The sequence below is a fragment of the Rhodococcus sp. P14 genome (genome assembly GCF_000256505.1).
In the GTDB taxonomy this organism is placed as follows: Bacteria; Actinomycetota; Actinomycetes; order Mycobacteriales; family Mycobacteriaceae; genus Rhodococcus; species Rhodococcus ruber.
Window position 1 is genome coordinate 1 of the sequence record NZ_AJFC01000279.1, and the last position, 24,687, is coordinate 24,687.

The 24,687-nt window shown below is 70.6% G+C and carries 24 protein-coding genes and 1 pseudogene; 7 read left to right on the plus strand and 18 right to left on the minus strand.

Going from position 1 to position 24,687, the window contains the following annotated elements:
* Positions 1 to 460: pseudogene (locus tag OEY_RS0119505) on the plus strand (cutinase family protein); the annotation flags it as partial.
* Between the two features lie 7 nt (positions 461 to 467).
* Here OEY_RS0119505 and OEY_RS0119510 read toward each other — a convergent pair.
* Positions 468 to 929 carry a DUF523 domain-containing protein gene (locus tag OEY_RS0119510; RefSeq protein ID WP_010595489.1) on the minus strand — a complete coding sequence of 154 codons (462 nt, stop codon included), beginning with the start codon at positions 927 to 929 and terminating at the stop codon, positions 468 to 470.
* A 186-nt stretch (positions 930 to 1,115) separates the two neighbouring features.
* Positions 1,116 to 2,030, minus strand: a complete 915-nt coding sequence (locus OEY_RS0119515) for an SDR family NAD(P)-dependent oxidoreductase (RefSeq protein WP_029540121.1) — start codon at positions 2,028 to 2,030, stop codon at positions 1,116 to 1,118.
* A 62-nt stretch (positions 2,031 to 2,092) separates the two neighbouring features.
* On the opposite strand from OEY_RS0119515, the gene OEY_RS0119520 reads away from it, so the two are divergent.
* Positions 2,093 to 2,386: a putative quinol monooxygenase gene (locus OEY_RS0119520; protein WP_010595491.1), complete on the plus strand. Its 294-nt coding sequence runs from the start codon at positions 2,093 to 2,095 to the stop codon at positions 2,384 to 2,386.
* A gap of 22 nt (positions 2,387 to 2,408) precedes the next feature.
* Here the strand turns inward: OEY_RS0119520 and OEY_RS0119525 are convergent, their stop codons facing one another.
* Positions 2,409 to 2,966 (minus strand): helix-turn-helix domain-containing protein, encoded by a 558-nt coding sequence (locus OEY_RS0119525; protein ID WP_010595492.1) that lies wholly within the window; start codon positions 2,964 to 2,966, stop codon positions 2,409 to 2,411.
* 66 nt (positions 2,967 to 3,032) lie between these two features.
* Here OEY_RS0119525 and OEY_RS0119530 point away from each other — a divergent pair, with 66 nt between their 5' ends.
* On the plus strand, positions 3,033 to 3,389 hold the full coding sequence (locus OEY_RS0119530; protein ID WP_010595493.1) for a hypothetical protein: 357 nt from the start codon (positions 3,033 to 3,035) through the stop codon (positions 3,387 to 3,389).
* 2 nt (positions 3,390 to 3,391) lie between these two features.
* Here OEY_RS0119530 and OEY_RS30880 read toward each other — a convergent pair whose 3' ends face one another.
* The 10 genes from OEY_RS30880 to kdpF all read right to left on the minus strand — a co-directional run bounded on the left by OEY_RS30880 (position 3,392) and on the right by kdpF (position 16,116).
* Positions 3,392 to 3,547: a hypothetical protein gene (locus OEY_RS30880; RefSeq protein ID WP_003936594.1), complete on the minus strand. Its 156-nt coding sequence runs from the start codon at positions 3,545 to 3,547 to the stop codon at positions 3,392 to 3,394.
* 147 nt (positions 3,548 to 3,694) lie between these two features.
* On the minus strand, positions 3,695 to 4,039 hold the full coding sequence (locus tag OEY_RS0119540) for a YtxH domain-containing protein (protein ID WP_010595494.1): 345 nt from the start codon (positions 4,037 to 4,039) through the stop codon (positions 3,695 to 3,697).
* A 182-nt stretch (positions 4,040 to 4,221) separates the two neighbouring features.
* Positions 4,222 to 4,821, minus strand: coding sequence for a histidine phosphatase family protein (locus tag OEY_RS0119545; protein ID WP_029540122.1), 600 nt, complete (start codon positions 4,819 to 4,821; stop codon positions 4,222 to 4,224).
* A gap of 69 nt (positions 4,822 to 4,890) precedes the next feature.
* Positions 4,891 to 8,190: a bifunctional lysylphosphatidylglycerol synthetase/lysine--tRNA ligase LysX gene (gene lysX, locus OEY_RS0119550; RefSeq protein ID WP_029540123.1), complete on the minus strand. Its 3,300-nt coding sequence runs from the start codon at positions 8,188 to 8,190 to the stop codon at positions 4,891 to 4,893.
* Between the two features lie 148 nt (positions 8,191 to 8,338).
* Positions 8,339 to 9,019: a response regulator gene (locus tag OEY_RS0119555; RefSeq protein WP_010595497.1), complete on the minus strand. Its 681-nt coding sequence runs from the start codon at positions 9,017 to 9,019 to the stop codon at positions 8,339 to 8,341.
* Positions 9,016 to 11,550, minus strand: a complete 2,535-nt coding sequence (locus tag OEY_RS0119560; RefSeq protein WP_010595498.1) for a sensor histidine kinase — start codon at positions 11,548 to 11,550, stop codon at positions 9,016 to 9,018. The genes OEY_RS0119555 and OEY_RS0119560 overlap by 4 nt, the downstream gene beginning before the upstream one ends.
* 7 nt (positions 11,551 to 11,557) lie before the next feature.
* Positions 11,558 to 12,217, minus strand: a complete 660-nt coding sequence (locus tag OEY_RS0119565) for a potassium-transporting ATPase subunit C (protein ID WP_010595499.1) — start codon at positions 12,215 to 12,217, stop codon at positions 11,558 to 11,560.
* A gap of 5 nt (positions 12,218 to 12,222) precedes the next feature.
* Positions 12,223 to 14,313, minus strand: coding sequence for a potassium-transporting ATPase subunit KdpB (gene kdpB, locus OEY_RS0119570; protein WP_010595500.1), 2,091 nt, complete (start codon positions 14,311 to 14,313; stop codon positions 12,223 to 12,225).
* On the minus strand, positions 14,310 to 16,010 hold the full coding sequence (kdpA, locus tag OEY_RS0119575) for a potassium-transporting ATPase subunit KdpA (RefSeq protein WP_010595501.1): 1,701 nt from the start codon (positions 16,008 to 16,010) through the stop codon (positions 14,310 to 14,312). Before kdpA ends, kdpB begins: the two co-directional genes overlap by 4 nt.
* Before the next feature lie 7 nt (positions 16,011 to 16,017).
* Positions 16,018 to 16,116 carry a K(+)-transporting ATPase subunit F gene (kdpF, locus tag OEY_RS0119580; RefSeq protein ID WP_017681113.1) on the minus strand — a complete coding sequence of 33 codons (99 nt, stop codon included), beginning with the start codon at positions 16,114 to 16,116 and terminating at the stop codon, positions 16,018 to 16,020.
* Positions 16,117 to 16,459: 343 nt separating this feature from the next.
* On the opposite strand from kdpF, the gene OEY_RS0119590 reads away from it, so the two are divergent.
* The gene (locus tag OEY_RS0119590; protein WP_010595502.1) at positions 16,460 to 17,758 is read left to right on the plus strand and encodes a DUF2254 domain-containing protein; all 1,299 of its coding nucleotides are present in this window, start codon (positions 16,460 to 16,462) and stop codon (positions 17,756 to 17,758) included.
* Positions 17,759 to 17,827: 69 nt separating this feature from the next.
* Here OEY_RS0119590 and OEY_RS0119595 read toward each other — a convergent pair whose 3' ends face one another.
* Positions 17,828 to 18,181: an HPF/RaiA family ribosome-associated protein gene (locus OEY_RS0119595; RefSeq protein WP_010595503.1), complete on the minus strand. Its 354-nt coding sequence runs from the start codon at positions 18,179 to 18,181 to the stop codon at positions 17,828 to 17,830.
* Positions 18,182 to 18,308: 127 nt separating this feature from the next.
* Positions 18,309 to 20,381 (minus strand): MMPL family transporter, encoded by a 2,073-nt coding sequence (locus tag OEY_RS0119600; protein ID WP_010595504.1) that lies wholly within the window; start codon positions 20,379 to 20,381, stop codon positions 18,309 to 18,311.
* A 74-nt stretch (positions 20,382 to 20,455) separates the two neighbouring features.
* Between OEY_RS0119600 and OEY_RS0119605 the strand changes: the two genes are divergently transcribed.
* Positions 20,456 to 20,875, plus strand: a complete 420-nt coding sequence (locus OEY_RS0119605) for a MarR family winged helix-turn-helix transcriptional regulator (RefSeq protein WP_010595505.1) — start codon at positions 20,456 to 20,458, stop codon at positions 20,873 to 20,875.
* Between the two features lie 108 nt (positions 20,876 to 20,983).
* Here the strand turns inward: OEY_RS0119605 and OEY_RS0119610 are convergent, their stop codons facing one another.
* The 3 genes from OEY_RS0119610 to OEY_RS0119620 form a co-directional block, all read right to left on the minus strand.
* Positions 20,984 to 21,727, minus strand: a complete 744-nt coding sequence (locus tag OEY_RS0119610) for an anti-sigma factor (RefSeq protein ID WP_010595506.1) — start codon at positions 21,725 to 21,727, stop codon at positions 20,984 to 20,986.
* Positions 21,717 to 22,292: a sigma-70 family RNA polymerase sigma factor gene (locus OEY_RS0119615; RefSeq protein ID WP_010595507.1), complete on the minus strand. Its 576-nt coding sequence runs from the start codon at positions 22,290 to 22,292 to the stop codon at positions 21,717 to 21,719. The genes OEY_RS0119610 and OEY_RS0119615 overlap by 11 nt, the downstream gene beginning before the upstream one ends.
* Before the next feature lie 168 nt (positions 22,293 to 22,460).
* Positions 22,461 to 23,090: an alpha/beta fold hydrolase gene (locus OEY_RS0119620; protein WP_010595508.1), complete on the minus strand. Its 630-nt coding sequence runs from the start codon at positions 23,088 to 23,090 to the stop codon at positions 22,461 to 22,463.
* A 201-nt stretch (positions 23,091 to 23,291) separates the two neighbouring features.
* Here OEY_RS0119620 and OEY_RS0119625 point away from each other — a divergent pair, with 201 nt between their 5' ends.
* Positions 23,292 to 23,915 (plus strand): fasciclin domain-containing protein, encoded by a 624-nt coding sequence (locus tag OEY_RS0119625; protein ID WP_237713766.1) that lies wholly within the window; start codon positions 23,292 to 23,294, stop codon positions 23,913 to 23,915.
* A 23-nt stretch (positions 23,916 to 23,938) separates the two neighbouring features.
* Positions 23,939 to 24,520: a lipocalin family protein gene (locus OEY_RS0119630; RefSeq protein WP_010595511.1), complete on the plus strand. Its 582-nt coding sequence runs from the start codon at positions 23,939 to 23,941 to the stop codon at positions 24,518 to 24,520.
* The last annotated feature ends 167 nt before the right edge of the window (positions 24,521 to 24,687 follow it).

Below are 24,687 nucleotides of genomic sequence, written 5' to 3' on the forward strand. Positions count from 1 at the left end.
GGTCGGCCTGCTCTCCGACCCCCGTCGTTCCGAGGCGGACATCCTGATCGGACCGCCCGTCGCGGGCAACGGCGCCGGCGGGCCCCGCATCGGCGGGTTCGGGTTCGTCAGCGGCGACGTCCGCACCTTCTGCGCCGTCGGCGACCTGTACTGCTCGACACCCAAGGACGATTTCGTCACCCGCGCTGCGGGTTTCCTCGCGATGGCCTCCGGGGGCGACCCGTCCGCCGTCGACCGGTACCGTGCCGAGGCCGACGCGATCTACCTGGATCTGATGAGCGCGGGCGGGCTCCCCATCCTGCAGTCCCAGCTCACCGAGCAGGCCAACGACGAGCGCGAGATCAAGATCCGGAAGTTCTACGAGTCGCAGATCCACCAGGACTACACCAATTACGCGGTCGAACCGAACGGCACCTCGGCCACGACGTGGCTGCGGAACTGGCTGGCTTCCAAGGTCTGACGGGCCGTCAGGTCCGCGAGCCGCGTCGCGCGCGCACGGTGATGCCGCGCGCGGCGAGCAGAGCGGCGAGCACGCCGTCGCCGTCGGTCACGGTCCCCGAATGCGTTCCGTCGTAGATCGCTCCGCAGCCACAGGAGGGACTGCGTGCCTGCAGGACCGCCTCGCGCACGTCGTGCTCGGCGGCGATCCCGGCGACGATCTCGGCCCCACGGACGAACGGATCGGTCATGTCCGCTCCGGTGTCGGTGACGACGCGTGCTCGGCCGGCGAGGACGTCTCGACCGTCGCCGCCGACGATCTCGGCGGGTGGGCGCGGCGTGGGAAGCCCGCCCAGCACCTCCGCACACACGGCGATCGCGCGTCCGGCGGCCACGTCGGCGACCACGTCCTCGTCCGGCCGGGCCTCCGCGTTGTACCGGCACGGCACGCCGGCCAGGCAGGCACTGACGAGAATCGGACGATCCGGCACAGGGTCAGGTTACGGGCAGGCCCGAGCCGGGACTCCGCCCGGAGAGGCCCCACCGCCCGGTCCGGCTCTCCCCGGTGACCACGGTTCCGGGCACGGCGGTACCCGTCCACGGTCATCTCCTGAGCGGTGCGTGGCCGCCGCCGACAACGATCGAGTTCGCCGCGCACGGGCGGGGACGCGCGGCGCTCAGCGGTCCGGCTCGAAGCGGGCACCGAATCGCATCGCCTCCGGGGCGAGGCGGCTCACCCACCGCCGGGTCTTCGCTTCCGGCGTCACGGTCACCAGTGCCCGGTTGTGCCGCACCGCGGCGACGATCGCCTCGCCGACCTTGTACGGCGGATAGCTGCGCGTGCGGTACAGCGCCGTGACCCGCTCGCGGAGCGTGCGCTGCTCCGGTGCGCCGAGGCCCACCATCTCGGCACCGGGAACCAGGTTCGTGCCCACGAGCCCCGGACAGATCGCGCTCACCCCGATCCCGTGGACCATCAGTTCCGCCCGCAGGCACTCGGTGAACATCAGGACCGCGGCCTTGCTCGTCGAGTAGGCGACGAGGCTCTTCTGCGGGGTGAACGCGGCCGCCGAGGCGACGTTGACGATGTGCCCGCCGGTGCCGCGCTCGAGCATCTGGTCCCCGAACGCCCGGCACCCGTACACCACGCCCCAGAAGTTGACGTCCATGACGTGCTCGAACGTCTCCTGCGGGGTGGCGGTGAACGTGCCGATCACGCCGATTCCGGCGTTGTTGACGACCACGTCCGGCACGCCGTGCTGGGAACGGACCGTCGCGGCGAACCGCCGCACCTGCTCCTCGTCGGCGACGTCGAGTTCGTAGGCGTGCGCACCGCCACCGAAGACCGCTCGCGAGCCCCCGGCGCCGGGGAGGGGCGCGTTGAGCAGCTCGGCGGTGTCGCGGGCGGTGTCGACGTTGCGGTCGGCGACCACGACGATCGCCCCCACGTCGGCGAACGCCCGTGCCGTCGCGCGGCCGATACCGCTGCCCGCCCCAGTGACCACGACGAGCGTCCCGGTCAGGTCGTGCAGGCGCTGATGGACCACTGTCCCTGCGCGCCATCGACGCATCTCCGCGATCCGCGATCTCATGGGCACCATCTTCCTCGTCCGAGCCGCTCGTGCACGGCAGCCGCGCGCGGTACCGTCGAGAAATGACGGAACTGCGTGTGGTGGCGACCATTCCGGCGAAGCCCGGTTCGGAGGACGCGGTGCGGGGCGCGCTGGTGGCGCTGGCCGCGGCGAGTCGCGACGAGGACGGCTGCGTCTCGTACGAACTTTTCGAATCCGGCTCGGCGCCAGGCACATTCGTGACGGTCGAGGTCTGGTCGGGTCAGGAGGCGCTCGACGCGCACATGACCTCCCGGCACGTCACGTCCGCCCTGGCGACGGTGGGGGAGCACCTCGCGGCGGCGCCGGTGATCCATCCGCTCACGGCCGTCGCGTAGCCGGTACGACCGAGCCGGCCGGTCATGGCTCCCCGGATTCCTGACCCGACACGTCGCGGGCCGGTACGACGACGGTGCTCAGCAGCCGCCGGCGCCGGCCCGGGCCGGGGCCCAGCTCGAGGTAGCGCGTCAGCAGCTGCCGCATCTCGGTGACCAGGGCGAGGGCCTCCTCGTCGGTCAGATCGAGGGCTGCCTGCCTGTATCCGACGACGTCCTCGGCCGGATCCCGTCGCTCGGGATCGTCGAGGTACGCGTCGAAGTCGGCGAGCAGCTGCGCGGTGAAGGCGAGGAAGGCACGCCGATGGTCCTCGGCGCTCATCGTCGCCGCCTCCTGCCCGTCTATGTGCGCGCGTTCGGCGACGAGACGGTAGGTGCGTTCGACCGCGCCGCGGACGCGGCGCTGCGCGACGACGTCGAGGACTCCGGCGCCGGTGAGCGTCGCGATCTGCCGGTAGAGGGTGGCGGCGGGAACGTCGTCGATGAGGGCACGTAGCTGCGCGGTGGTGGCGGTGCGGTCGCCGAGCAGCGCCTGGACGATCCGCAGGCGCACCGGATGCAACAGCAGTTCCGCGGTGGTCATGTCTCCTCCCACCCGTCAATGTTCCCACGATTGACATTGTTCTCAGCAATGAGAACAATGGGAGCCATGACGACGCTGAGCATCGACCACGGAGTCCTGACGCTGCGCTTCACGCGCTTCGAGAAGATCGCGGGACTGATCCGCGACGTCGACGTCCCCCTGGATGCCATCCGGGACGTCGAGGTCCACGCCGACGGTCTCGCCGCGACGCGAGGAATGCGCGCTCCCGGCCTCGGGCTGCCGGGTGCCCGCAAGATCGGCACCTGGCGCGCGCGGGGACGCAACGAACTCGTCGCCGTGCGGCGCGGACAGCCCGCCCTGCGCGTCGAACTGTCGGGACACGCGCGCGACGCCCTGGTGATCGGTATGGACGACGCCGAGCAGTGGGCCGAGCGGCTGCGAACCCGGACGGCGCGCGCCTGATCTCAGCCGTTCTCGACGTCGGTGGACGGGCCCTCGTCGGTGGCGCCGCCTTCCCCGGCCCATTCGGCCGGATCGGACAGGACGTCGTCGTCGGCACCTCGGGACCCGCTGTCGGTGTCCGCGGTGGCGGGGTCGCCGTCGCCGTCGGGTCGCGTCATGTCGCCTCCTGTGTCGATCGGGGGATCGTGTCGGGGTGAGCCGTTCCGTTGTACGCGGTCGGAGTACCCGTTCGGAACGCGACTACACCCGGCGGTACCGCACCGGAATTCACCCGATGCGGCACCGGGCCGGTCTGCGTCCGGCCGCTAGAGGGAGTGCTTGCCCTCGTTCGGAGGCGGGACGATCGGTGCGCCCGCGGCCGGGGGAGTCACGGCCGGCCCGCCGCCGGCGGCGTCGGGTGCCATGTTGCCGCCGCCCGAGATGTTCGCCTTCTCGGCGGCCTTCTTCGCCAGGTCGCCGGCCTTCTCCTGCACCTGGGGCGCCTTCTCCTGCACGGTCTCCTTCGCTTCGGTGACCTTCTGCTGTACCTCGGGCTTGTTCCACAGCTGAACGGACTGATCGCGCATCTTCTCGTAGGTCTCACGCCCGGCCCTGGTGCCCAGCACGAAGCCCACGGCGGCACCGGCGGCGAAGGTCAGAGCTCTCATCATGGCAATCTCCTGCTCGTCGAATCTCGGGGGCCCGGCGTCGTCGACACCGGCCGGCGGTCGTGGCCCGACGGCTACCTTCCGCCCGGCTGCCACGCCCTCGCGGCGGCCGCCTCGTCGCGGTTCCGCCCACGTCGTACCGATACCCGGATCCGAGCCGGTTCACACCGGTTGCGGCGAACGGATCAGACGCGCAGCATGTCGCGCACGTGCCCGGTCTCGTTGACCGAGGCCGCCCGCCGGGCACCGTTGCGGGAGACGAGGATGCGGGTCACCGATGTGTACTCGATGGGGAACATCAGCGGCCGGTCGAGCCCGAGCAGGTCCTGGAGCAGGACGTTGACGACGCCGCCGTGGGCGAACACGGCGACGGTGTCGTCGTGCGCGCAGGTGTCGACGATGTGCTGGGTGGCGGCGAGAACGCGGGTGCGGAATTTGTCCGCATCTACGAAGTCGGGGAGGTGACCTGCGCGGATGCGTGCCACGGCGTCCGGGGCAAGCTCCTGCGCGAGGTGGAACGGAATGTAGTGGTCGAGGTGGTAGTCGTACTCCGCCAGGCCCTCGAGCCGGGTGACGGGAAGCCCGCGGGCCTCGGCGAGCGGCGCCGCCGTCTCCAGGGCGCGGCGTTGCGGGCTGCTGAACACCCGCGCGATCCGGTAGGGCTCGAGCGCGGTCGGCAGCCGCGCGGCCTGGGCGCGGCCCTCCTCGGTCAGCGACGGGTCGGCGCGTCCCTCGCTGACCCGGGAGATCTCGGGTAGGGCGTGTCGAATCAGGAGAAGCTGCACGTCACCACGATCGCACGACGACCGATCGCGCGCTCGGTCGACCCGGTGTTTCACGTGAAACCGGGGTGCTCACCGGCGTGCGCGGGGCTTGGCGAGGGGGAAGGCGAGGGACTCGCGGATGCTGCCGCCCGTGATCAGCATGACGATCCGGTCGACCCCCATGCCGAGACCCCCGGTGGGCGGCATGGCGTGTTCGAGCGCCTGCAGGAAGTCCTCGTCGAGTTCCATCGCCTCCTCGTCGCCCCCCGCGGCGAGCAGCGACTGCTCGGTGAGCCGGGCCCGCTGGTCGATCGGGTCGGTCAGCTCGCTGTAGGCCGTGCCGAGTTCGATCCCCCAGGCGACGAGGTCCCACTTCGCCGCGACGAGCGGTTTCGTCGGGTGCGGGCGCGTCAACGGCGACACCGAGGTGGGGAAGTCGGTGTAGAAGGTGGGGAATTCGGTGCGGGATTCGACGAGGTGCTCGTACATCTCCTGCGCCGTGGCACCGGCGTCCCACTCGGGGCTGTACGGGATCTCGTGCTCGTCGCACAGCCGGCGCAACTCCTCGACCGGGGTCTGCGCGTCGATCTCGGTGCCGAGGGCGTCCGAGACCGCCCCGTGGAACGTCTTCACCGGCCACTCGCCGGAGATGTCGATCTCGACGGGCGTCCCGTCGGGGCCGGGCCGGACGATCACCGCACGCCCGTGGGCCGCGACGGCCGCGGCCTGGATCAGCTCGCGGGCCAGCACCCGCATGACCTCGTAGTTCGCGTGCGCCTCGTAGGCCTCGAGAATCGTGAACTCCGGATTGTGCTTGAAGTCCGCCCCCTCGTTGCGGAACACCCGGCCGATCTCGAAGACCCGTTCCATGCCCGCCACGCACAGGCGTTTGAGGTACAGCTCGGGTGCGATCCGCAGGTACAGGTCGAGGTCGTAGGCGTTGATGTGGGTGGTGAAGGGGGCGGCGTTGGCGCCGCCGTGCACGGGCTGCAGGATCGGGGTCTCCACCTCGAGGTAGCCCCGCGCCTGCAGCTGCTCGCGCAGCGACCGCACCACCGCGCTACGCGCCGCGAGCAACCGGCGCGCGGTGCGGTTGATCGCGAGGTCGACGTACCGCTGCCGCACCCGAGCCTCCGGATCGGTCAGGCCGCGCCACTTGTCGGGCAGCGGGTGCAGGCACTTGCCGTCGAGCCGCCAGTCCTCCGCGAGCACCGAGAGCTCGCCGCTGCGACTGCGGCCCGTCACCCCGCTCACCTCGACGAGGTCGCCGAGGTCGAACACGAACCGGCGGCCGCCGACGCGGGTGCGGTCGACCAGGATCTGCACGTCCCCCGACCAGTCCCGCAGCACCGCGAACAGCACGCCGCCGAAGTCGCGGAGTCGCAGGATACGACCGGCGATCCGCACCGCGGTGCCCTCGGGTGCGGTCACCGTCGCCGCGCAGGTGTGCGACGGCGGGTTCGCCACCGGATACGGGTCGACGCCCGCCTCCTCGAGCCGTTCGAGCTTCGCCATCCGCACCCGCACCTGCTCCGGACGGCGGGGTCCGGTGCGCGACTCCGGCGCCGGCAGGGTGGCGGGGGCGCCGCCGTCGTCACGCAGGGCGCCGGTCTCGACGAGCGCCGGAGGAGCGGACGTCTGGGTTCCGGTGTGGCGGCGGGCGCTCCGCTCCCGGCCGAAGCTGGGCAGCGTGAGGAAGCCCTCGGCGATCGCCGACGCGATCCCGACCCGGGGCAGCACCCGGTTGTCGGCGAAGCACAGGAACCGGGGCACCCACTCGGGCTGGTACTTCACGTTGGACCGGTACAGCGCCTCGAGCTGCCACCAGCGGGAGAAGAACACCAGCACCGAACGCCACAGCCGCAGCACCGGACCGGCGCCGATCCGTGCGCCCTCCTCGAACACCGAGCGGAACACCGCGAAGTTCAACGAGATCCGGGTGATCCCGAACTCGCCGCCGTGAGCAGCGAGTTCCGACACCATCATCTCCACGACACCGTTGGGGGCCTGCGGATTCCGCCGCATCAGATCGAGCGAGACCCCGTCGGCGCCCCACGGGACGAGGGACAGCAACGCCACCACCTCGCCGTAAACCGTCGCCTCCACGAGCACGCACCGGCCGTCGAGCGGATCCCCGAGCCGGCCGAGCGCCATCGAGAATCCGCGTTCGGTCTCGGTGTCGCGCCAGTCGTCGGAAAGGCGGATCGCCTGCGCCATTTCGGCCTCGGGAACGTCCCGGTGCCGGCGGATACGCACCGTCACGCCCTGCTTGTGCGCACGCGTCACGGCTTGGCGTACGGGCCGCATCTCCCGGCCGGACAGCGAGAACCCCGTGGTGTGGAGAACGGCCTCGTCGCCGAGTTGCAGGACCGACAGACCGGCCCGGCGATAGGCGCCGGCGCCGGCCTCGCTCGCCCCCATCACCGCCGGCGCCCAGCCGTACCCCCGGGCGAGCGCGAGCCACTCGTCGATCGCGTGCGGCCACGCCTCCGGATTTCCGATGGGATCCCCACTGGCGAGACACACCCCGACCTCCACGCGGTAGGTCACCGCGGCCTTACCGCTGGGCGCGAAGACCACCGCCTTGTCGCGCCGGGTCGCGAAGTAGCCCAGCGAATCGTCGCCGTTCCGCTCGAGCAGGCCCCGGATGGCGGATTCGTCGTTCCCGGTCAGTGCGTTGGTCGCCCGTTGCGACCGGAACAGCACGATCACCGCCGCGATCAGCGCCAGCGCCCCCAGCAGGCCGAGCAGGGTGTTGACGAATCCGTGTGGGCGCCCGCTGAACTGATCGTTGTCGAGCAGGGACAGGGCGGTGACCCGGTTGACCGCCCACAGCAACCGCTCGTCGGACGGCAGGGTGCCGGGGAACAGCTCCACCAGGCCCCACCCGATCAGTGTCCCGACGGCCAGGCCGGCGACGAGGACACCCAGCGATTTCCACACCGCGCCGCGACGGACCCGCGTGTAGAACTCCGGGTACGCCGCGAGCAGGATCCCCACCACCGCGACCTGCACCACGAGACCGATCGCCGCGCCGATATCGCGCTCCGACACCGCCACGTACCCGTTGTAGATCGCGAATCCGGCCAGGTACACGGTGAGAATCCACCATGCGATCCGCTTGCGACTGGCCAGGGCCGCCGCGAGCAGACCGAGCACCAGTGCATACGACAGGCTGGTGTCGGGGGCGTCGAACAGGTAGGTGTCGACGTATTCGCGTGGGGTGTGGACGAAGTAGCGCAGGGTGGGGGAGAGCGACCACAGCGCCACCGCGAGGGCGAAGATCCCGAGGGTCAGGCCCGCCACGTGCGGGACCGAGTTCAGGCGGCCGCGGGGCCGGGCAGACAGGTGGGGGTGCGCCGCAGGTGCCGCAGCAACGTCCGCTGACATGCGTCGACGGTAGCGCCGCGCAGGACCTCGTACCGGTCGGAACCGACAATTCGGTGCGAATCCGTCGTGCCGTCCGCCCCGTGCCGTCCGCCCTGTGCCGTCCGTCCTGTGCCGCTCGGACCGTCGACTTCGACTCGGGCGGTCTGCCTCAAGGTTCGAAGCGGTATCCCATCCCCGGCTCGGTGAGCAGGTGCCGGGGATGGGCGGGATCGGGCTCGAGTTTGCGCCGCAGCTGCGTGAGATACACCCGCAGGTAATGGGTCTGGGTCGTGTAGGACGGTCCCCACACCTCTTCCAGCAGTTCGCGCTGCCCGACGAGCTTTCCGCGGTTGCGCACCAGCACCTCGAGCATCCCCCACTCGGTGGGAGTCAGGTGAACCGGTGCGCCGTCGCGCGTGACCTTCTTCGCGGCGAGGTCGACGGTGAAGTCGTCGGTGTCGATCGCCGGTTCGGTCGTGCCCGAGATGGTGCCGGCTCGGCGGACCGCGGCGCGGATGCGGGCGAGGAACTCCTCCATCCCGAACGGCTTCGTGACGTAGTCGTCGGCTCCGGCATCGAGAGCGGCCACCTTGTCGAGGGCATCGGTACGTGCCGAGAGGACGATGACCGGGGCGGTGCACCAGCCGTGCAGCCCGGCGAGCACCTCGATCCCGTCGAGGTCGGGTAGTCCGAGGTCGAGGACGATCACGTCGGGACGCTGCTGGGCGGCGGCCCGCAGGGCGGAGCGTCCGTCACCGGCGGTGATCACCTCGTACCCGCGTGCGGTGAGGTTGATGCGCAACGCGCGCAGGATCTGTGGTTCGTCGTCGACGACGAGTATGCGGGTCATCGCGGCACCCTCGGCTGCGCGGACGCGAGTTCGACGACCATGGTCGTCCCGCCGCCGGGTGTCTCGGTGGTGGTGACGGTTCCGCTCATCGCTTCGGCGAATCCTCGCGCGACGGTCGATCCGAGCCCCGCCCCGCCGCTGCGGTGGTCGCCGATTCGTGGGAAGACGTTGCCGGCGTCGCCGGATCCGAGGCCGGGACCGCAGTCCGCGATGGTGACGGTGGTGCGGTCACCGGAAGTGACGGCACCGACCCGGATCGGGCCGGTCGGCGCGTAGCGCAGGGCATTGTCGAGAAGGTTGGCCAGGATTCGTTCGAGCAGGCCGCTGTCCGCCTCGACCATCGTGTCGCCGACGTCGACCTCGAGTCGTTCGCGCACCCGGCGGGCGGCGTCCGGGCCGCCGCTCGAGAGCGTGACCACGGCCCGGTGCAGCACCTCGTCGAGGTAGAGCGGCTGCAGGACGGGCGTGACCACCCCGGCCGCGAGCCGAGAGGAGTCGAGCAGGTTCGACACGAGGGCGGTGAGCTGGTCGGTGGACTCCTCGATCGTCGCGAGCAGCTCCGCGGTGTCCTCGGCGGAGAATTCGACGTCGGTACTGCGCAGACTGGACACGGCGGCCTTGACGGCGGCGAGCGGGGTGCGCAGGTCGTGGCTCACCGCCGACAGCAACAGCCGCCGTAGACGGTCGGTTTCGGCCAGGGCCGAGGCTTTCGCCGCTTCGGCGGTGAGTTCGTCCTGGCGGATCAACCCGGCGATCTGCCCGGTGACCGCGGTGAGGATCCGGCGGTCGCGGGGTCGCAATCCTGGGCCGGACAGCAGTAGCGCAAGACGGCCGTCGTCGATCTCGCACACGGTATCGGCCTCGTCGACCGAGGCGGGCGGAGTGGTTCCGGTGCGGTCGACGACGTGGCGGCGGCCGTTCTCGGAACGCAGGATCGCGACACCGGACTGCCCGTAGGTCTCGCGGACCTTGTCGAGCAAGCTGTGGACGTTCGCGCCGCGCAGCACAGCGCCGGCGAACAGGGCGAGCAGTTCGGCCTCCTGCGCGGCGAGCCGCGCCTCGCGGGCCCGGGCCGCGGCGGCGTCGACCAGCGCGGCGACCGCCACGGCGACGACGAGCAGCACCACGGTGGTGACGAAGTTGTCCGGTTCGGCAATGGTGAAGCTGTAGCGCGGTTCGGTGAAGAAGAAGTTGAGCAGCAGGCCGGACAGCAGGGCCGCGACGACGGCGGGGCCGATTCCGCCGAACAGGGCGACGGCGAGCACGACGACGAAGAACAACGCGTTCTGGCCGGCCACCCCGGTGAGGCGGTCGATCACGGCCATCAGGGCGGTCGCGACGAGGGGGATGACGGCTGCCGCGATCCAGGACTGCAGTCGCCGCTCGTGGCGGCCCAGCAACGCCATCTTCGGGCCTCGGGCCGTGTGCTCGTGGGTCACCATGTGCACGTCGATCCTGCCGGAGTCGCGGACGACCGCCGCCCCGATGCCCTCGTCGAGGATGCGGGCCCATCGCGGGCGCCGCGACGTGCCGAGCACGAGCTGGGTCGCGTTCACCTCCCGCGCGAAGTCGAGCAGCGTGGTGGGCACGTCGTCGCCGACGACGCTGTGCAGGCTGGCGCCCAGACTCGCGGCGAGGGTCCGGACCTTTCCCATCTGCGGCGCCGAGACACCGGTGAGGCCGTCGCCCCGGACGACGTGCACGACCATCAGCTCCGCGCTCGCCTTGGCGGCGATGCGGCTGGCCCGGCGCACCAGGGTCTCCGATTCGGGCCCGCCGGTGACGGCGACGACGACGCGCTCGCGGGCCTCCCAGGTGTCGGTGATGGCGTGTTCGCCGCGGTACTTCGCGAGCGCAAGGTCGACCTGATCGGCGAGCCACAGCAGGGCGATCTCGCGCAGGGCGGTCAGGTTCCCTTCGCGGAAGTAGTTGCGCAGCGCGGCATCGACGTTCTCCGGCGCGTAGACGTTGCCGTGCGCGAGACGCCGCTGCAGCGCCTGCGGGGTGATGTCGACGAGCTCGACCTGGTCGGCGCGCCGTACGACGTCGTCGGGCACGGTCTCGCGTTGCACCACGCCGGTGATCTGCTCGACGACGTCGTTGAGGGACTCGAGGTGCTGGATGTTGACCGTGGACAGGACGTCGATGCCCGCGTCGAGCAGTTCCTCGACGTCCTGCCAGCGTTTGGTGTGCCGGCTGCCCGGCACGTTGGTGTGGGCGAGCTCGTCGACCAGGGCGACCGCCGGCCGGCGGGCCAGCACGGCGTCGAGGTCGAGTTCGTCGAACACGGTGTCGCGGTACGTCATCCGCCGTGGCGGGACGATCTCGAGGCCGGCCAGCTGCTCGGTGGTGCGCGCCCGCCCGTGCGTGTTCACGATCGCCACCACCACGTCGGTGCCTCGGCCGATTCGCCGATGGGCCTCCCCCAGCATGGCGAACGTCTTTCCCGCGCCGGGGGCGGCACCGAGGTAGATCCGCAGCCGTCCCCGGCGCGACGCCTCGGGGACGGCGGTGCGTGCGGTACCGGTCACGACGCCATCATCCACCCGAGGGGACCTCGTCGCAGTCGGGTGCAGTCAGTCCCAGGGCCACGTTCAGCTCGGGCACGTTCACTCGTTCGGCGCCGAGGAACCCGAGTTGCCGGCCCTCGGTGTGCGCGGCGACCAGCTCGCGGACCCATTGCTCGGGGATGCCGGTGACCCGCGCGACCCGCGGCACCTGCACCGCGGCGTAGGCAGGGGAGATGTGGGGGTCGACGCCGGAGCCGGATCCGGTGACCGCATCGACGGGAACGGCCTGCGGCGGCACCTGCTCGCGTGCGGCGATCGCCGCACGCCGCTCGTCGACGAAGGCGGCCAGCACCTCGCTGCCGGGGCCTTGGTTGGACGGCAGGGCGGCGGCCGGGTCGCCCGGGGTGAATGCGTCCCCGCCGGCGACCGAGCCGACGACGCGCGTGTGGAAGAACGGGTCGGGCTCACCGACGGCGACCTGCGGATCGACGCCGATCAGCCGGCTGCCGACCACGCACCCGTTCGCGTCGGTCAGCGCCGAACCCTCGGCGCTCGCCGCACCGAGTCGTCCCACCACCCATACCGTCGCCGGATAGGCCGCTCCGACGATCACGGTCAGTGCGACCAGCATCAGCAGGCCGGCCCGCACCTGCCGGATCAATCCTGCGAAGAAGTTCCCGAATCCCATCCGTGTCACCCGATTCCCAGACGCACCACGAGGTCGATCAGCCAGATCCCGACGAACGGGGTGATCACCCCACCGAGGCCGTAGACGAGCAGATTCCGCCCCAGCAGCGACGACGCGTTCGCCGGCCGGTACCGCACACCCTTCAGGGCCAGCGGTATCAGCGCCACGATCACCAGGGCATTGAAGATCACCGCCGACAGGATCGCGGACTGCGGGGTGGCCAGACCCATGATGTTCAACCCCGCCAGCTGCGGATAGATCCCGCTGAAGAGGGCGGGCAGGATCGCGAAGTACTTCGCCAGGTCGTTGGCCAGGGAGAAGGTGGTCAGTGCCCCGCGCGTGATGAGCAGCTGCTTGCCGATCTCGACCACTTCGATCAGCTTCGTCGGATCGGAGTCGAGGTCGACCATGTTCCCCGCCTCCTTGGCCGCGGAGGTGCCGGTGTTCATCGCCACCCCGACGTCGGCCTGTGCCAGGGCGGGCGCGTCGTTGGTTCCGTCGCCGGTCATCGCGACCAGCCGTCCGCCCTGCTGTTCCGAGCGGATCAGCGCCAGCTTGTCCTCGGGAGTCGCCTCGGCCAGGTAGTCGTCGACCCCCGCCTCGGCCGCGATCGCCCGCGCGGTGAGCGGGTTGTCCCCGGTGATCATCACCGTGCGGATGCCCATCGCGCGCAGTTGTGCGAACCGCCGTGCCATGCCCGGTTTGACGACGTCGGACAGTTCGACGACGCCGACCACCGACGCGCCCCGGGCGTCGCACCGGGCCACCACCAGAGGCGTTCCGCCGACGCGGGCGATGTCGTCGACGACGGCGCTCACCGCGTCGGGCGTCCGTCCGCCCTCCTCGGCCACCCAGCGGCTCACCGCATCGGCGGCCCCCTTGCGGATTCGGACCGGGGTGTCCGCGTCGGCGACGGTGTCGAGGCCGCTCATCCGGGTGTGCGCGGTGAAGGCGACGAACTCGGCGGAGCGCTCGGCGTCCGACGGCCCCGGATCGAGGTGGTACCGCTCGGCGCAGAGTTCGACGATGCTGCGTCCCTCGGGGGTACCGTCGGACAGGCTCGACATCCTTGCCGCGGAAGCCATTTCGTCATCCGTGACGCCGGGAGCCGGGTGCAGTGCGGTGGCGCGGCGGTTGCCGTAGGTGATGGTTCCGGTCTTGTCCAGCAGCAGGGTGTCGATGTCCCCGGCGGCCTCCACGGCACGGCCGGACATGGCCAGCACGTTGCGCTGCACCAGCCGATCCATGCCGGCGATGCCGATCGCGGACAGCAGGGCTCCGATCGTGGTGGGTATCAGGCACACCAGCAGCGCGATCAGTTCGACCGGTCCCTGCTCGACACCGGCATACGCGCTCATCGGAGCGATCGCGACCACCGCGAGCAGGAACACGATCGTCAACGCCGCGAGAAGGATGTTCAGGGCGATCTCGTTCGGGGTCTTCTGCCGGGCGGCGCCTTCGACGAGAGCGATCATCCGGTCCACGAAGGTCTGCCCGGGTGGGGCGGTGATCCGCACGACGATGCGGTCGGAGAGCACGGTGGTGCCGCCGGTGACGGCGCACCGGTCGCCGCCCGACTCGCGGATCACCGGGGCGGATTCTCCGGTGATCGCCGACTCGTCGACCGTGGCGATGCCCTCGATCACGTCGCCGTCCCCGGGAATCGTCCCACCGGTCTCCACCACGACGAGATCGCCCACGCGCAGCTCGGCGGCCGATACGGATTCCTCGGCGGCCGGACCGGTGAGGCGCCGGGCTGCCGTGTCCTGCTTGACCTTTCGCAGGCTCGCCGCCTGCGCCTTGCCGCGTCCCTCGGCGACCGACTCGGCGAGGTTGGCGAAGAGCACGGTGAACCACAGCCACGCCGCGATCGACCAGGCGAACAGGGTGGGTTCGACGATGGCCGCGACGGTGGCGACCGCCGACCCGACCAGCACGACGAACATCACCGGATTCCGCGCCACATGCCGGGGATCGAGCTTGCGGATCGCTCCCGGCAGGGCGTCTGCCAGCTGACGGGGGCTGAACACGCCCCCGCCGACACGATGCGGGCGGGAGGCGATCGTCTCCCGGTGGGAATGGACATCGACGGTCAATGCAGTGCCTCCGCGACGGGGCCCAGGGCCAGGGCCGGGAAGAAGGTGAGAGCCGCAACCAGTACGACGGTTCCGGTGAGCAGCCCGGCGAATGCCACACCGGTGGTGGGCAGCGTGCCCGCCCCGGCCGGGGTGCGCCGCTGGGAGGCGAGCAAGCCGGCCAGAGCCAGGACGAACACGATCGGCAGGAACCGCCCGAGCAGCATGCACATCCCCAGCGAGGACTGGAACCAATCGCTCGTGACGGTCAGTCCGCCGAACGCGCTGCCGTTGTTGTTCGACGCCGAGGCATAGGCATAGAGCACCTCGGTGAAGCCGTGGATCGCGCCCGGCGTGCCCGGGTCCCCGGAGTTGCCGAGATAACCGGTGGTGGGCGAGAGGATCACCGTGATTCCGGTGCCGACGAGTACCAGGGCCGGCATGACCAGGACCGTCAGCGCGGCAAGGGTGATCTCGCGCCTGCGCAGCTTCTTACCGAGGAACTCGGGGGTGCGCCCAACGAGCAGGCCCCCGACGAACACGGCGAGCACCGCGAGCACCAGCATGCCGTACAGGCCGGTGCCGACGCCGCCGGGCGCGATCTCGCCGAGCAGGATGTTCAGCAGAACGGCCCCGCCGCCCAGCGGGGACATGCTGTCGTGCGCCGAGTTCACCGCACCGGTGCTCGTGCCGGTGGTCGACACCGCGAACAGCACCGAACCGGGAATCCCGAACCGGACTTCCTTGCCCTCCATCATCGCGCCGGCGGCGTTCGCCGCCACACCCCGCGTACCGGATTCGGCGGCCAGCGCCACCGCCAGGACGGTGCCGTAGAGCACCGCCATCACGCCGAGGACGGTCAGGCCCTGCCGTCGGTTGCCGATCATCGTGCCGAACGTGCGCGTCAGCGCCACCGGGATCAGCAGGATCGCGAGGATCTCGACGATGTTGGTGACGGGGGTGGGATTCTCGAACGGGTGCGCCGAGTTCGCGGCGAGGACGCCGCCGCCGTTGGTGCCGAGTTCCTTGATCGCCTCCTGCGAGGCAACCGGTGCGAGCGCGTTCGTGACCGTGTCGCCGTCCAGTCCGGTCGCGGTGAAGCCGCTGCGATACGACTGGATCACGCCCTGGCTCAGCAGGATCAGGGCGATCACGAATGCCGGCGGTAGCAGGATCCGCAGGGTCCCGCGGACCAGGTCCACCCAGAAGTTGCCGATCTCGCCGCCGCGTCCGACGCGCACCAGACCACGGATCAGGGCGGTCACGACCGCCATCCCCACCGCCGCCGAGACGAAGTTCTGCACCGCGAGCCCGGCGGACTGGGTGAGTGGGCTCATCGTCGTCTCGGGCACGTAGGACTGCCAGTTGGTGTTGGTGACGAACGAGACGGCCGTGTTGAACGCTACGGCCGGGCTCACCCCCGCCAGCCCGTTGCTCAGCGGCAGGATGCCTTGAACGCGCTGCAGGAGATACAAGAAGAGCACGCTCGCCAGGGAGAAGCCGAGCACACTTGCGGCGTATCCGTACCAGGTCTGCTCGGCGCGGGGATCGATCCGGCACACCCGGTACATCAGCGACTCGATCCGCAGGTCCTTCCACCGGAGGTCGGTGTCGGTCGTGTAGACCCTCGCCATGTAGTCACCGAGCGGAACGTATGCCAATGCCAGGACTGCGACGACCAGGGCGATCTGCAGTCCCGCGGCAACAGCTGGAGTCATCGGATCGTCAGAACCTCTCCGGATCGAGCAGCGCGATCAGCAGGTACGCCACGAGTGCCACCGCGATCACGACGAGCGCGACACTCGCCGCGCCCGCCCAGGTCATCGGTTCGCCCCTCGCGCGTGCAGGGCACGCAGGACCAGAGCGCACACCAGGAACCCAGCCAGGATCAGCACCACGTACGCGGCGTCGGCCATGTCGTCTTCCCTTGTCGTAGACACGAATCAGGCGCCGATCGGCGCCCCGCACCACACTGTTGCACCGTGCGCTTCCCTCGACGGCGATCCATACGGAATCTTGATGCCCGCGGTCGATGTCCTGACGAGTTCTTTACACGCCGGTGCGGGTCCCGGCGGCGCAGTGCCCGCGGGTTCCGAGACCGGACGCTGGTCAGCGGATAGCGTCGACGGGTATGAGTGCCCGTCCGAGACCGCTGCCGCAGCTGCGTATGGCGGCTGCCGCGTACCGATTTCGCGAGAGCCTGTTCGCGCTGCCGACGTTGATCGTCGCTGCCGGGGTGATCCTCGCCGAGGTGACCGCGTACCTCGACCGCACCCTCCCCACCGACGTCGCGGGGTGGGCCGTGCAGATGAACAGCAACGGCGCGACGTGGCTGCTCAGTACCGTGGCGGGCGCGACGATCACCACGGCGGGGGTGGTGTTCTCACTGACCGTGGTCAGCCTGCAGCTGGCCAGCAGCCAGTTCTCGCCCCGGGTGATGCGCTCGTTCATCCGGGACCGCGTGAGCCAGACGGTGATCGGCATGCTCGTGGCGACGTTCGTCTACTGCGTGCTGACGCTGCGGCACGTGGGAGCCGAGGCTGCCGAACCGGCGCCGGGGGTGTCGATGACCGTGGCCCTGGTGCTGACGGTGGCAACCGTCGTCCTGATCGTCGCCTATCTCGACAGGCTCGCGCACGGACTGCAGGTCGGTGAGGTGGTGCGCACGATCGCCACCGAAGCGGACGGGGTGCTCGACGCAGCGGTTCGGGAGAGCCGCACGGAACGCCCGGCCGCGGCGGTGTCCCGGCCGGCTTCCGACGCGATCATGACGGTTCCGGCGGTCCGGGACGGCTGGGTGACCCAGGCGCCGACCGAGCATCTTCTCGCGTCGGTACCCCCGTCGACGGTGGTGCGCCTGGAAACGCGTCCCGGCGCCTACATCCATCGCGGCGAAGTGCTGTTGCGCGTGTGGCCGGTCCCGGACCGTGCCGACAGGGTCCGTCGCCGGCTCGAGGCCGCCGTGGAGATCTCCGACACCCGCACCATGCAGCAGGACGTGGATTTCGCGCTGCGCCAGCTGGTCGACATCGGCCTGCGCGCTCTCAGTTCGGCGATCAACGACCCCACCACCGCGACCGAGGTGGTCCTGCGCATCGGCAGTCTGCTGCGGACGCTCCTGACCGCCGAGGTGCCGCCGCTGTCGGTCGCCGGCGCCGACGGCCGGGTGCTGCTGCGCCCGTGGATGCTGTCCCCGCCGGAGTACGTCGAGCACGCCTTCGAGCAGATCCGGCAGGCGTGTCCGCGGCAACTGCACGTGGCCACCGCGGTCGCGCGGGTGCTGCGCATGCTGACCGACCATGTGCGGGCCGCCGACCGGGACGAGCACGTACCGGAGCTCGAGCGGCAACTGCGGTTGCTCGTCGAGTCCGTGGCCGCCGAGCCGGGGCACCACCCCGAGGACCTCGCCCGGTTCCGGGCCGTGGCCGAGTCTCCGGTCGACCCGGCCGAGCACGAGGTGGACTGAGCCGTCGCGCGTGACTCGCGCGACGGAATCCGCCCGGTGGTTCCCGAGCGGATTCCGGGTCGCGGCCGGTTACTCCTCGACGCCCATGTGGCGGATGGAGGGACCGCCCTTGTGGTCGCTCGAGCGGCCGAGCTTGGAATCGAGCAGGCTGCGCAGGCGGTGGACGGCACCGTCGAACGCTTCCTTCACCGAGCCGGCGTTGTGGGTGACGACGATCGGTTGCTGACCCGCGATGCGGGCCTCGAGGAGGCACCGCTTGTCCGTGGTGCCGAACTTCCCGGCGTTCTCGTCGCTGAGGTGGATCTCGAGCCGGGTGATCCGGTCGGCGAACCGCTCGACCGCGGACGCGAGCTCGCTCTCGAGGCGGTCGGCGATGTCGTCGTCGATCTGGATGTGGCTGTCCTTGTTGAGCTGGATCTGCATCGATCTGTCTCCTTCTCGGTCCGGCGATACGGCCGGAGGGGATCCCCCGGGTTCCGCACCGCGCCCGCTCCGATTCCACCCGAGCACGACGACGGGCGGCAACCCGGGTCCGTCTAGCCGGGTCCGTCTAGCCGGGGTTCTCGGGTTCGCGGCGGGAGAGCGCGCTCGGCCACCACACCCGCTTGCCGATGTCGATGGTCAGGGCGGGAACGAGCAGCGACCGGACCAGCAGGGCGTCGAGCAGCACGCCGAACGCGACGATGAACGCGATCTGGGCGAGGAACAGCAGCGGGATCACCGCCAGTGCCGAGAACGTCGCGGCCAGGACGATGCCCGCCGAGGTGATCACACCACCGGTCACGGTCAGGGCCCGCAGCGTGCCACGCCGGGTGCCCACGCGCGCGCTCTCCTCCCGCACCCGCGTCATCAGGAAGATGTTGTAGTCGATACCCAGCGCGACGAGGAAGACGAAGCCGAACAGCGGCACCACCGGGTCGGCGCCGGGGAACCCGAGCAGGTGGTCGAAGACCAGCGACGACACCCCGAGGGTGGCGGCGAAGGACACGACGACCGTCAGCATCAGCAGCACCGGGGCGACGATCGCGCGCAGGAGCAGGACGAGGATCAGCAGCACCACGGCGACGACGACGGGAATGATGACCGTGCGGTCGCGGGTGGCGGTGTTCTTGGTGTCCAGGTCCACCGCCGAGTTGCCGCCGACCAGCGCCTCGGCGTTCGGGATCCCGGCCACCGCGTCGCGGATGCGTTCGACGGTGTCCTCGGCGGCCAGCGAGTCGGCCGGGTCCGACAGGGTCGCCTGCAGCGCGACGCGGCCGTCGACGACGGTCGTCGCGCCGTCCGGCCCGGTCACCGGTACCACCTCGGTGACGCCCTCGATGCGGGCGGCGGCGGCGACGTCGCCCGCCGCGGACTCACGGGTGATGATCACCGCGGGCGATCCGGTGCCCGCATCGAAGTGCCTGCCGAGCACCTCCTGGCCGGTCACGGACTCGGTCTCGAGCAGGAAGATCTCGGACTGCGCGACGCCGTCGGCCTCGAACTGGGGCAGCAGCATCGCGAAGCCGACGAGCACGATGCTCGACACGACCCAGATCCGGCGCGGGTGGGCGCCGACCTTCCGGGCGAGGGCGCTCCAGAACCGGTGCGCCGAGGCGAGGTCGTCGCGATCGGCGTCGGGGTCGACGGTGGGCCGCTTGGGCCAGAACGCGGCGCGGCCGAGCAGCACGAGCGCGGACGGCAGGAAGGTCATGGAGGCGACGAACGAGGCGACGATGCCGATCGCGGCGACGGGGCCGAGGCCGCGGTTGGAGGTCAGGTCGGACAGCAGCAGGCACAGCACGCCGGCGATGACGGTGCCCGCCGACGCCGCGATGGGCTCCAGCGTCGCCCGCCACGCGGTGCGCATCGCGGCGAACCGGTCCTGCTCGAGGCGCAGTTCCTCGCGGTATCGGGACACCAGGAGCAGCGCGTAGTCGGTCGCGGCACCGAAGACGAGGATGAACAGGATGCCCTGGCTCTGTCCGTTGAGGGCGATGATGCCGGCGTCGGCCAGCAGGTACACCAGCAGGCTCGCCAGTGCGAGGGCGAACACCGCCGAGAGGATCACCACGAACGGCAGCAGCGGACTGCGGTAGACGACGACGAGGATCAGCAGGACCACGCCGCCGGCGACCAGCAGCAGCAGGCCGTCGATGCCCTCGAATGCCGTCGTCAGGTCCGCGATCTGCCCGGCGGGTCCGGTGACGAGGACCGTCAGCCCCTCGGGTGGGTTCGCGAGCTCCGCGCGCAACTCGTCGACGGCCTCGCCGACCTCTCCGGTGCTGTCGACGGGCACGATCAGCCGTGCGGCCTGACCGTCCTGCGACGGAACCGGCGGCGGGCCGGCGGACGCTCCCGCGAGGTAGGCGAGGTCGTCGGGGGTGATGCCGGACGGGCGTTCGGCGACGACGATCGCGGGCACGAACCGGGTGTCGGTGAAGTCCGCATAGAGTTCGCCCGCCCGGGTGGATTCCGCGGACGCCGGGAGGAAGGAGCTGTTGTCGTTCTGCTGGACCTCGCTGAGCTTGCCGGCGAAGGGGCCGCCGGCGCCCGCGATCGCGAGCCACGCGATGAGCAGCAGCGCGGGCAGCAGCCAGCGGATGCGGCGAGGTGAACGAGCCGGCGCGGTGACGGTGTTCAATCTTCCTCCAGGAGAATGCGACTACGCCGAGCCCAAATTACTCAGCTAGCTGAACAATAGTGAAAAGGTATCTCATGAGCGACGATCTCGAGAGCTGGCCGACCGGCCGGCTGCTGTCCACGGCCGCCCGGCTGGTGGAACAGGCCTGGGAATCGACTCTGCGCGCGCACGGCCTCACCCACGCCGGCCTGGTCGCCCTGCACACGATCGCGGACGGACCCCGCTCCCAGCGGGAGATGGCCCGGGCCTGCCGGGTGACCGACCAGACGATGAGCCGGACCGTCGAGCACCTCGAGCGGTCCGGCCTCGTCACGCGCGCCGTCGACCCCGCCGACGAGCGGCGCATGCGCGTACAGATCACCGAGTCGGGGAACGAGCTGTATCGGGCGATGATCGAACTCGAACGCACCGATGCGCAGCCGACGGCGGTGGTGTCCGACCCCGGCACCCTGCGCTCCCTTCTGATCGAACTGGTCCGATCGGCACAGCGTTGACCTGCCGCACCGCGGCTGTGTCGACCTGCCTCACCGCGGCTGCGTTAACCTGCCGCACCGCGGCTGCGTCGACCTGCCGCACCGCGGCGGACAGGTCCGTCCGGCGGGTCAGCCCAGCGGCAACTGTGCGAAGATCTGCGTCGGTTGCGTCGACCCACCCGGCGGTTCGACGCTGAAGGCCAGCGCGGTCGAATGCCCGACACCCTCGAGGACGGCCGTGGTGGACGGCGCCACCGCCTCGGCGTCCATGATGCCCGCGGATTCCGGGCCTTCGGGGGTGATCAGCCACATCTGGTAGACACTGCCCTCGGCGGGCGGTGTCACGTTGTTCATCACCAGAACACCGGCGTCGGCTTCCTTCGAGTACACCACCGTGGCGACTCCGCCGCCTTCGATCTCACCCGAGGTGGTGCGCACGTCCTCCGCCGCGAACACCTGCTCCGAAGTGGTCGCGGTCTTCTCCTGCAGCTGGGTCACAACGGCGAATCCACCCACGGCGATCAGGATCGCGGCCGCCGCGGTGAGCAGGAAGTTACGTCGCCGGTTGCGCCGCTCGTCCAGCGAGACCGGTGCGGCAGGCGGACCGGACTCGGCCGCGACCGCGTCGAGCAGGCGCTCACGCAGACGTGCAGGCGGCTCGGAGGCCGTCGACGCCGACACGACCGCCATCGTCTCCCGCACGGCCGCCGTCTCCCGGTCGAACGCCGTCACCACTTCGGGATCGGCTCCGGCCACCCGGGCCTCGATGTCGCGGCGCTCGGCGTCGGATACCGCATCGAGCGCATACACGACCGCGAGGTCGATCAGTTCGCGGTCGGAATCGCCGAAACCGGGCCGGGCCTCACTCCTCATCGCCCTGCACCCCCAGACATTTGCGTAGACGGAGTAGTCCGTCGCGGATTCTCGATTTTACGGTCGGTAGCGTGACCGAAAGTTGTTCGGACACTTCGCGGTACGTCAGGCCGCCGTAGTAGGCCAGTTCGACGGACCGCCGCTGCAGATCGGTCAGTGTGCCCAGACAGTGGGTGACCTGCTGCCGATCCTCGCGCCGGGCCGCCTCCTCGCTGACGACGTCGAACGCCGAGTCGACGTTGCTCGCGCCGTAGCGGGCCTCGCGGTCGGCCCCGGACTGTTCGGACCGCACCCGGTCGACGGCGCGGCGGTGCGCCAGGGTGATCAGCCAGGACAGCGCCGAACCCTGCGCGGCGTCGAACCCGGAGGCCGACCGCCAGACCTGCAGGTAGACCTCCTGCGCGGTCTCCTCGCTGTAGCCGGGATCGCGCAGGACCCGCAGGATCATGCCGTACACCCGGGCACGGGTCAGGTCGTAGAACTCGGCGAATGCAGCCGCATCCTGCGCCGCTACGCGCGCGAGCAACGCGTCGAGTGTGTCGGTACGTCCGCCGACGCCGGTCATCGGCTCTGTCCGCTCATCGAGCGAAAGCCTAGTCGGGCGATTCGGGCGGCTCAAGCGATCCTCCGGCGGACCGCCCGGGCGGCCGGGGCCGGGGGGTGAGGCAAGGGTCGAATCGAGCACGGCGGTCACCTCCGGAAAAGCCGGGGAGCTGCGGAACGGTGTGCGGCGTCAGGCATGGTCGCCTCCGGCGCCCCGGCCGGCCGGGGCCAGGGATTCGCGCAGGAACTCGGCGGTGACGGCATGCCACCAGCCCGGCTTGGTGAGCAGGAAATGCCCGCCGCCCGCCAGCGGCCGGAACTGGGCGTCGACGCCGCGGCCGCGGGCCCGGGCCGTCTGCACCGCGCTCACGCGCGGATCGCACCACGTGTCGGCGGTGCCGTGCACGACCAGGAGTCGTCGCTCGGGCGGGACGAGCGCGCCGTCGTCCTCGGGCCACCACGGTGCCAGCGCGACGACGGCCCCGACGCCCGGTTGGGCCGCGAGGTGGGCCGCGACCCGTCCGCCCATGGAGTGACCGACGAGCCCGATCCGGACGTCACCGCGCCGCCGGCGCACCTCGTCGAGGGCCCGCAGGGCATCGTGGACGGGACTCATCCGGTCCCCGTTCCAGCCGCGGTAGGTGTAGTGCACCTGGCCGACGGTGATGTCGTACATGCTCAGCCGGGACCGCAGGGACTCGGTCAGCAATGTCATCCGCAGCGCGGACAGGTGCCACGGCCGGGCGGCGGAGGTGCTGACCGGCTTGCCACCTGGCAGAACCAGCACGTGAGCGCGGGGCCGGTTCGATGCGATCTCCATGCCCGGTGTTCGGAGCGTGGCCCGAATCGGATGGGTCGAAAAAAATTCTCCACACCCACCCATCCGCCCTCCCGGCCGTGCCGAATGGCAGATGACACACCTGACCGACGTGGTCGCACGGATCACGACACCGAAGGGAAGAGGGCCATGGTTATCAACACGCGAAAGAGCTTGGCGGCAGTCGGAATCGGCGCGATGGCAATGATGGGTGTCGCGGCGTGCTCGTCCGACGACTCCGGTTCCTCGACGGCGACGTCGGCCACGTCGGCGATGGAGAACGCCACGTCGGCGATGTCGCCGACCACCTCCGAGGACGCCATGGCGTCGGGCCTCGTCGGCCCGGGCTGTGACGCCTACGCGGCCGCGGTACCGACCGGGCCGGGCTCGATCGAGGGTATGGCGCAGGAGCCGGTGGCCGTCGCTGCGTCGAACAACCCGGAGCTCACGACCCTGACCGCAGCGGTGTCGGGTCAGCTCAACCCCGAGGTGAACCTGGTCGACACGCTCAACGGTGGCGAGTTCACCGTGTTCGCGCCGGTCGACGACGCCTTCGCCAAGATCGATCCGGCCACCATCGAGAGCCTGAAGACCGACACGGCCACCCTCACCAGCATCCTCACCTACCACGTGGTGCCGGGTCAGATCCCGCCGTCGGACATCGAAGGCACCCAGACCACGGTCCAGGGCGGTACGGTCGAGGTGACCGGTAGCGGCGAGGAATGGAAGGTCAACGACGCCAACGTCATCTGCGGCGGTATCGAGACGGCCAATGCGACCGTCTACCTCATCGACACCGTCCTGATGCCGCCGGCGCCGCAGCAGTGAGCCGGTAGCACCCGAGGAGTGACGTGAGACGAACGATCCGAGGCCTCGCGGCGGCCGCTCTGGCCGCCGCGGGCGCCGCCCTCACGGCGGCACCGGCGCAGGCAGCTCCGCTCACCCCGGTGGCGGAGCTGGACGTGAACCGGTACATGGGCACCTGGTATCAACTGGCCGCCAATCCCGCGCCCTTCAATCTCGACTGCGTGCTCGACACCACCGCGAACTACACGCTGATCGACGAGCGCAACGTGCGGGTGGAGAACTCGTGCACCACCGTCACCGGTGAGCGGCGCGGAATCGTCGGCAACGCGCGAGTGAACGACACCGCCTCCTTGCATGTGAGCTTCCCCGGCGTGCCGACCCAGGATTCCCTGGACGGGCCGAGCAACTACATCGTCGGCTACCTCGCGGACGACTACTCGTGGGCGCTCGTGGGGGATCCGACCCGGGTTTCCGGGTTCGTCCTGTCCCGGTCACCGGTGGTCGACGCCGCCGCGTGGCAACAGATCCGGTCGGTGGTCGAGCAGCAGGGCTACAACAGCTGCCTCATGCTCACCTCGCCCACCACGGAGGGCCTACAGGAGATCAAGCCGCTCTGCACCGTGTGAACGGTGTTCTGCGCGTAGCGGACTCACCCCGGCCCCGCCTGCCCGGCCGAATGTCACATTGCGTCGGTTCCATCGATCGCATGTGACATTCGGTCGCGCGCGGGCGGCGCCGGAGCCCGGATGCGTTTCCCCCGGGCACGCCCCGGCTCTGTTAGGTTCGATTCGCG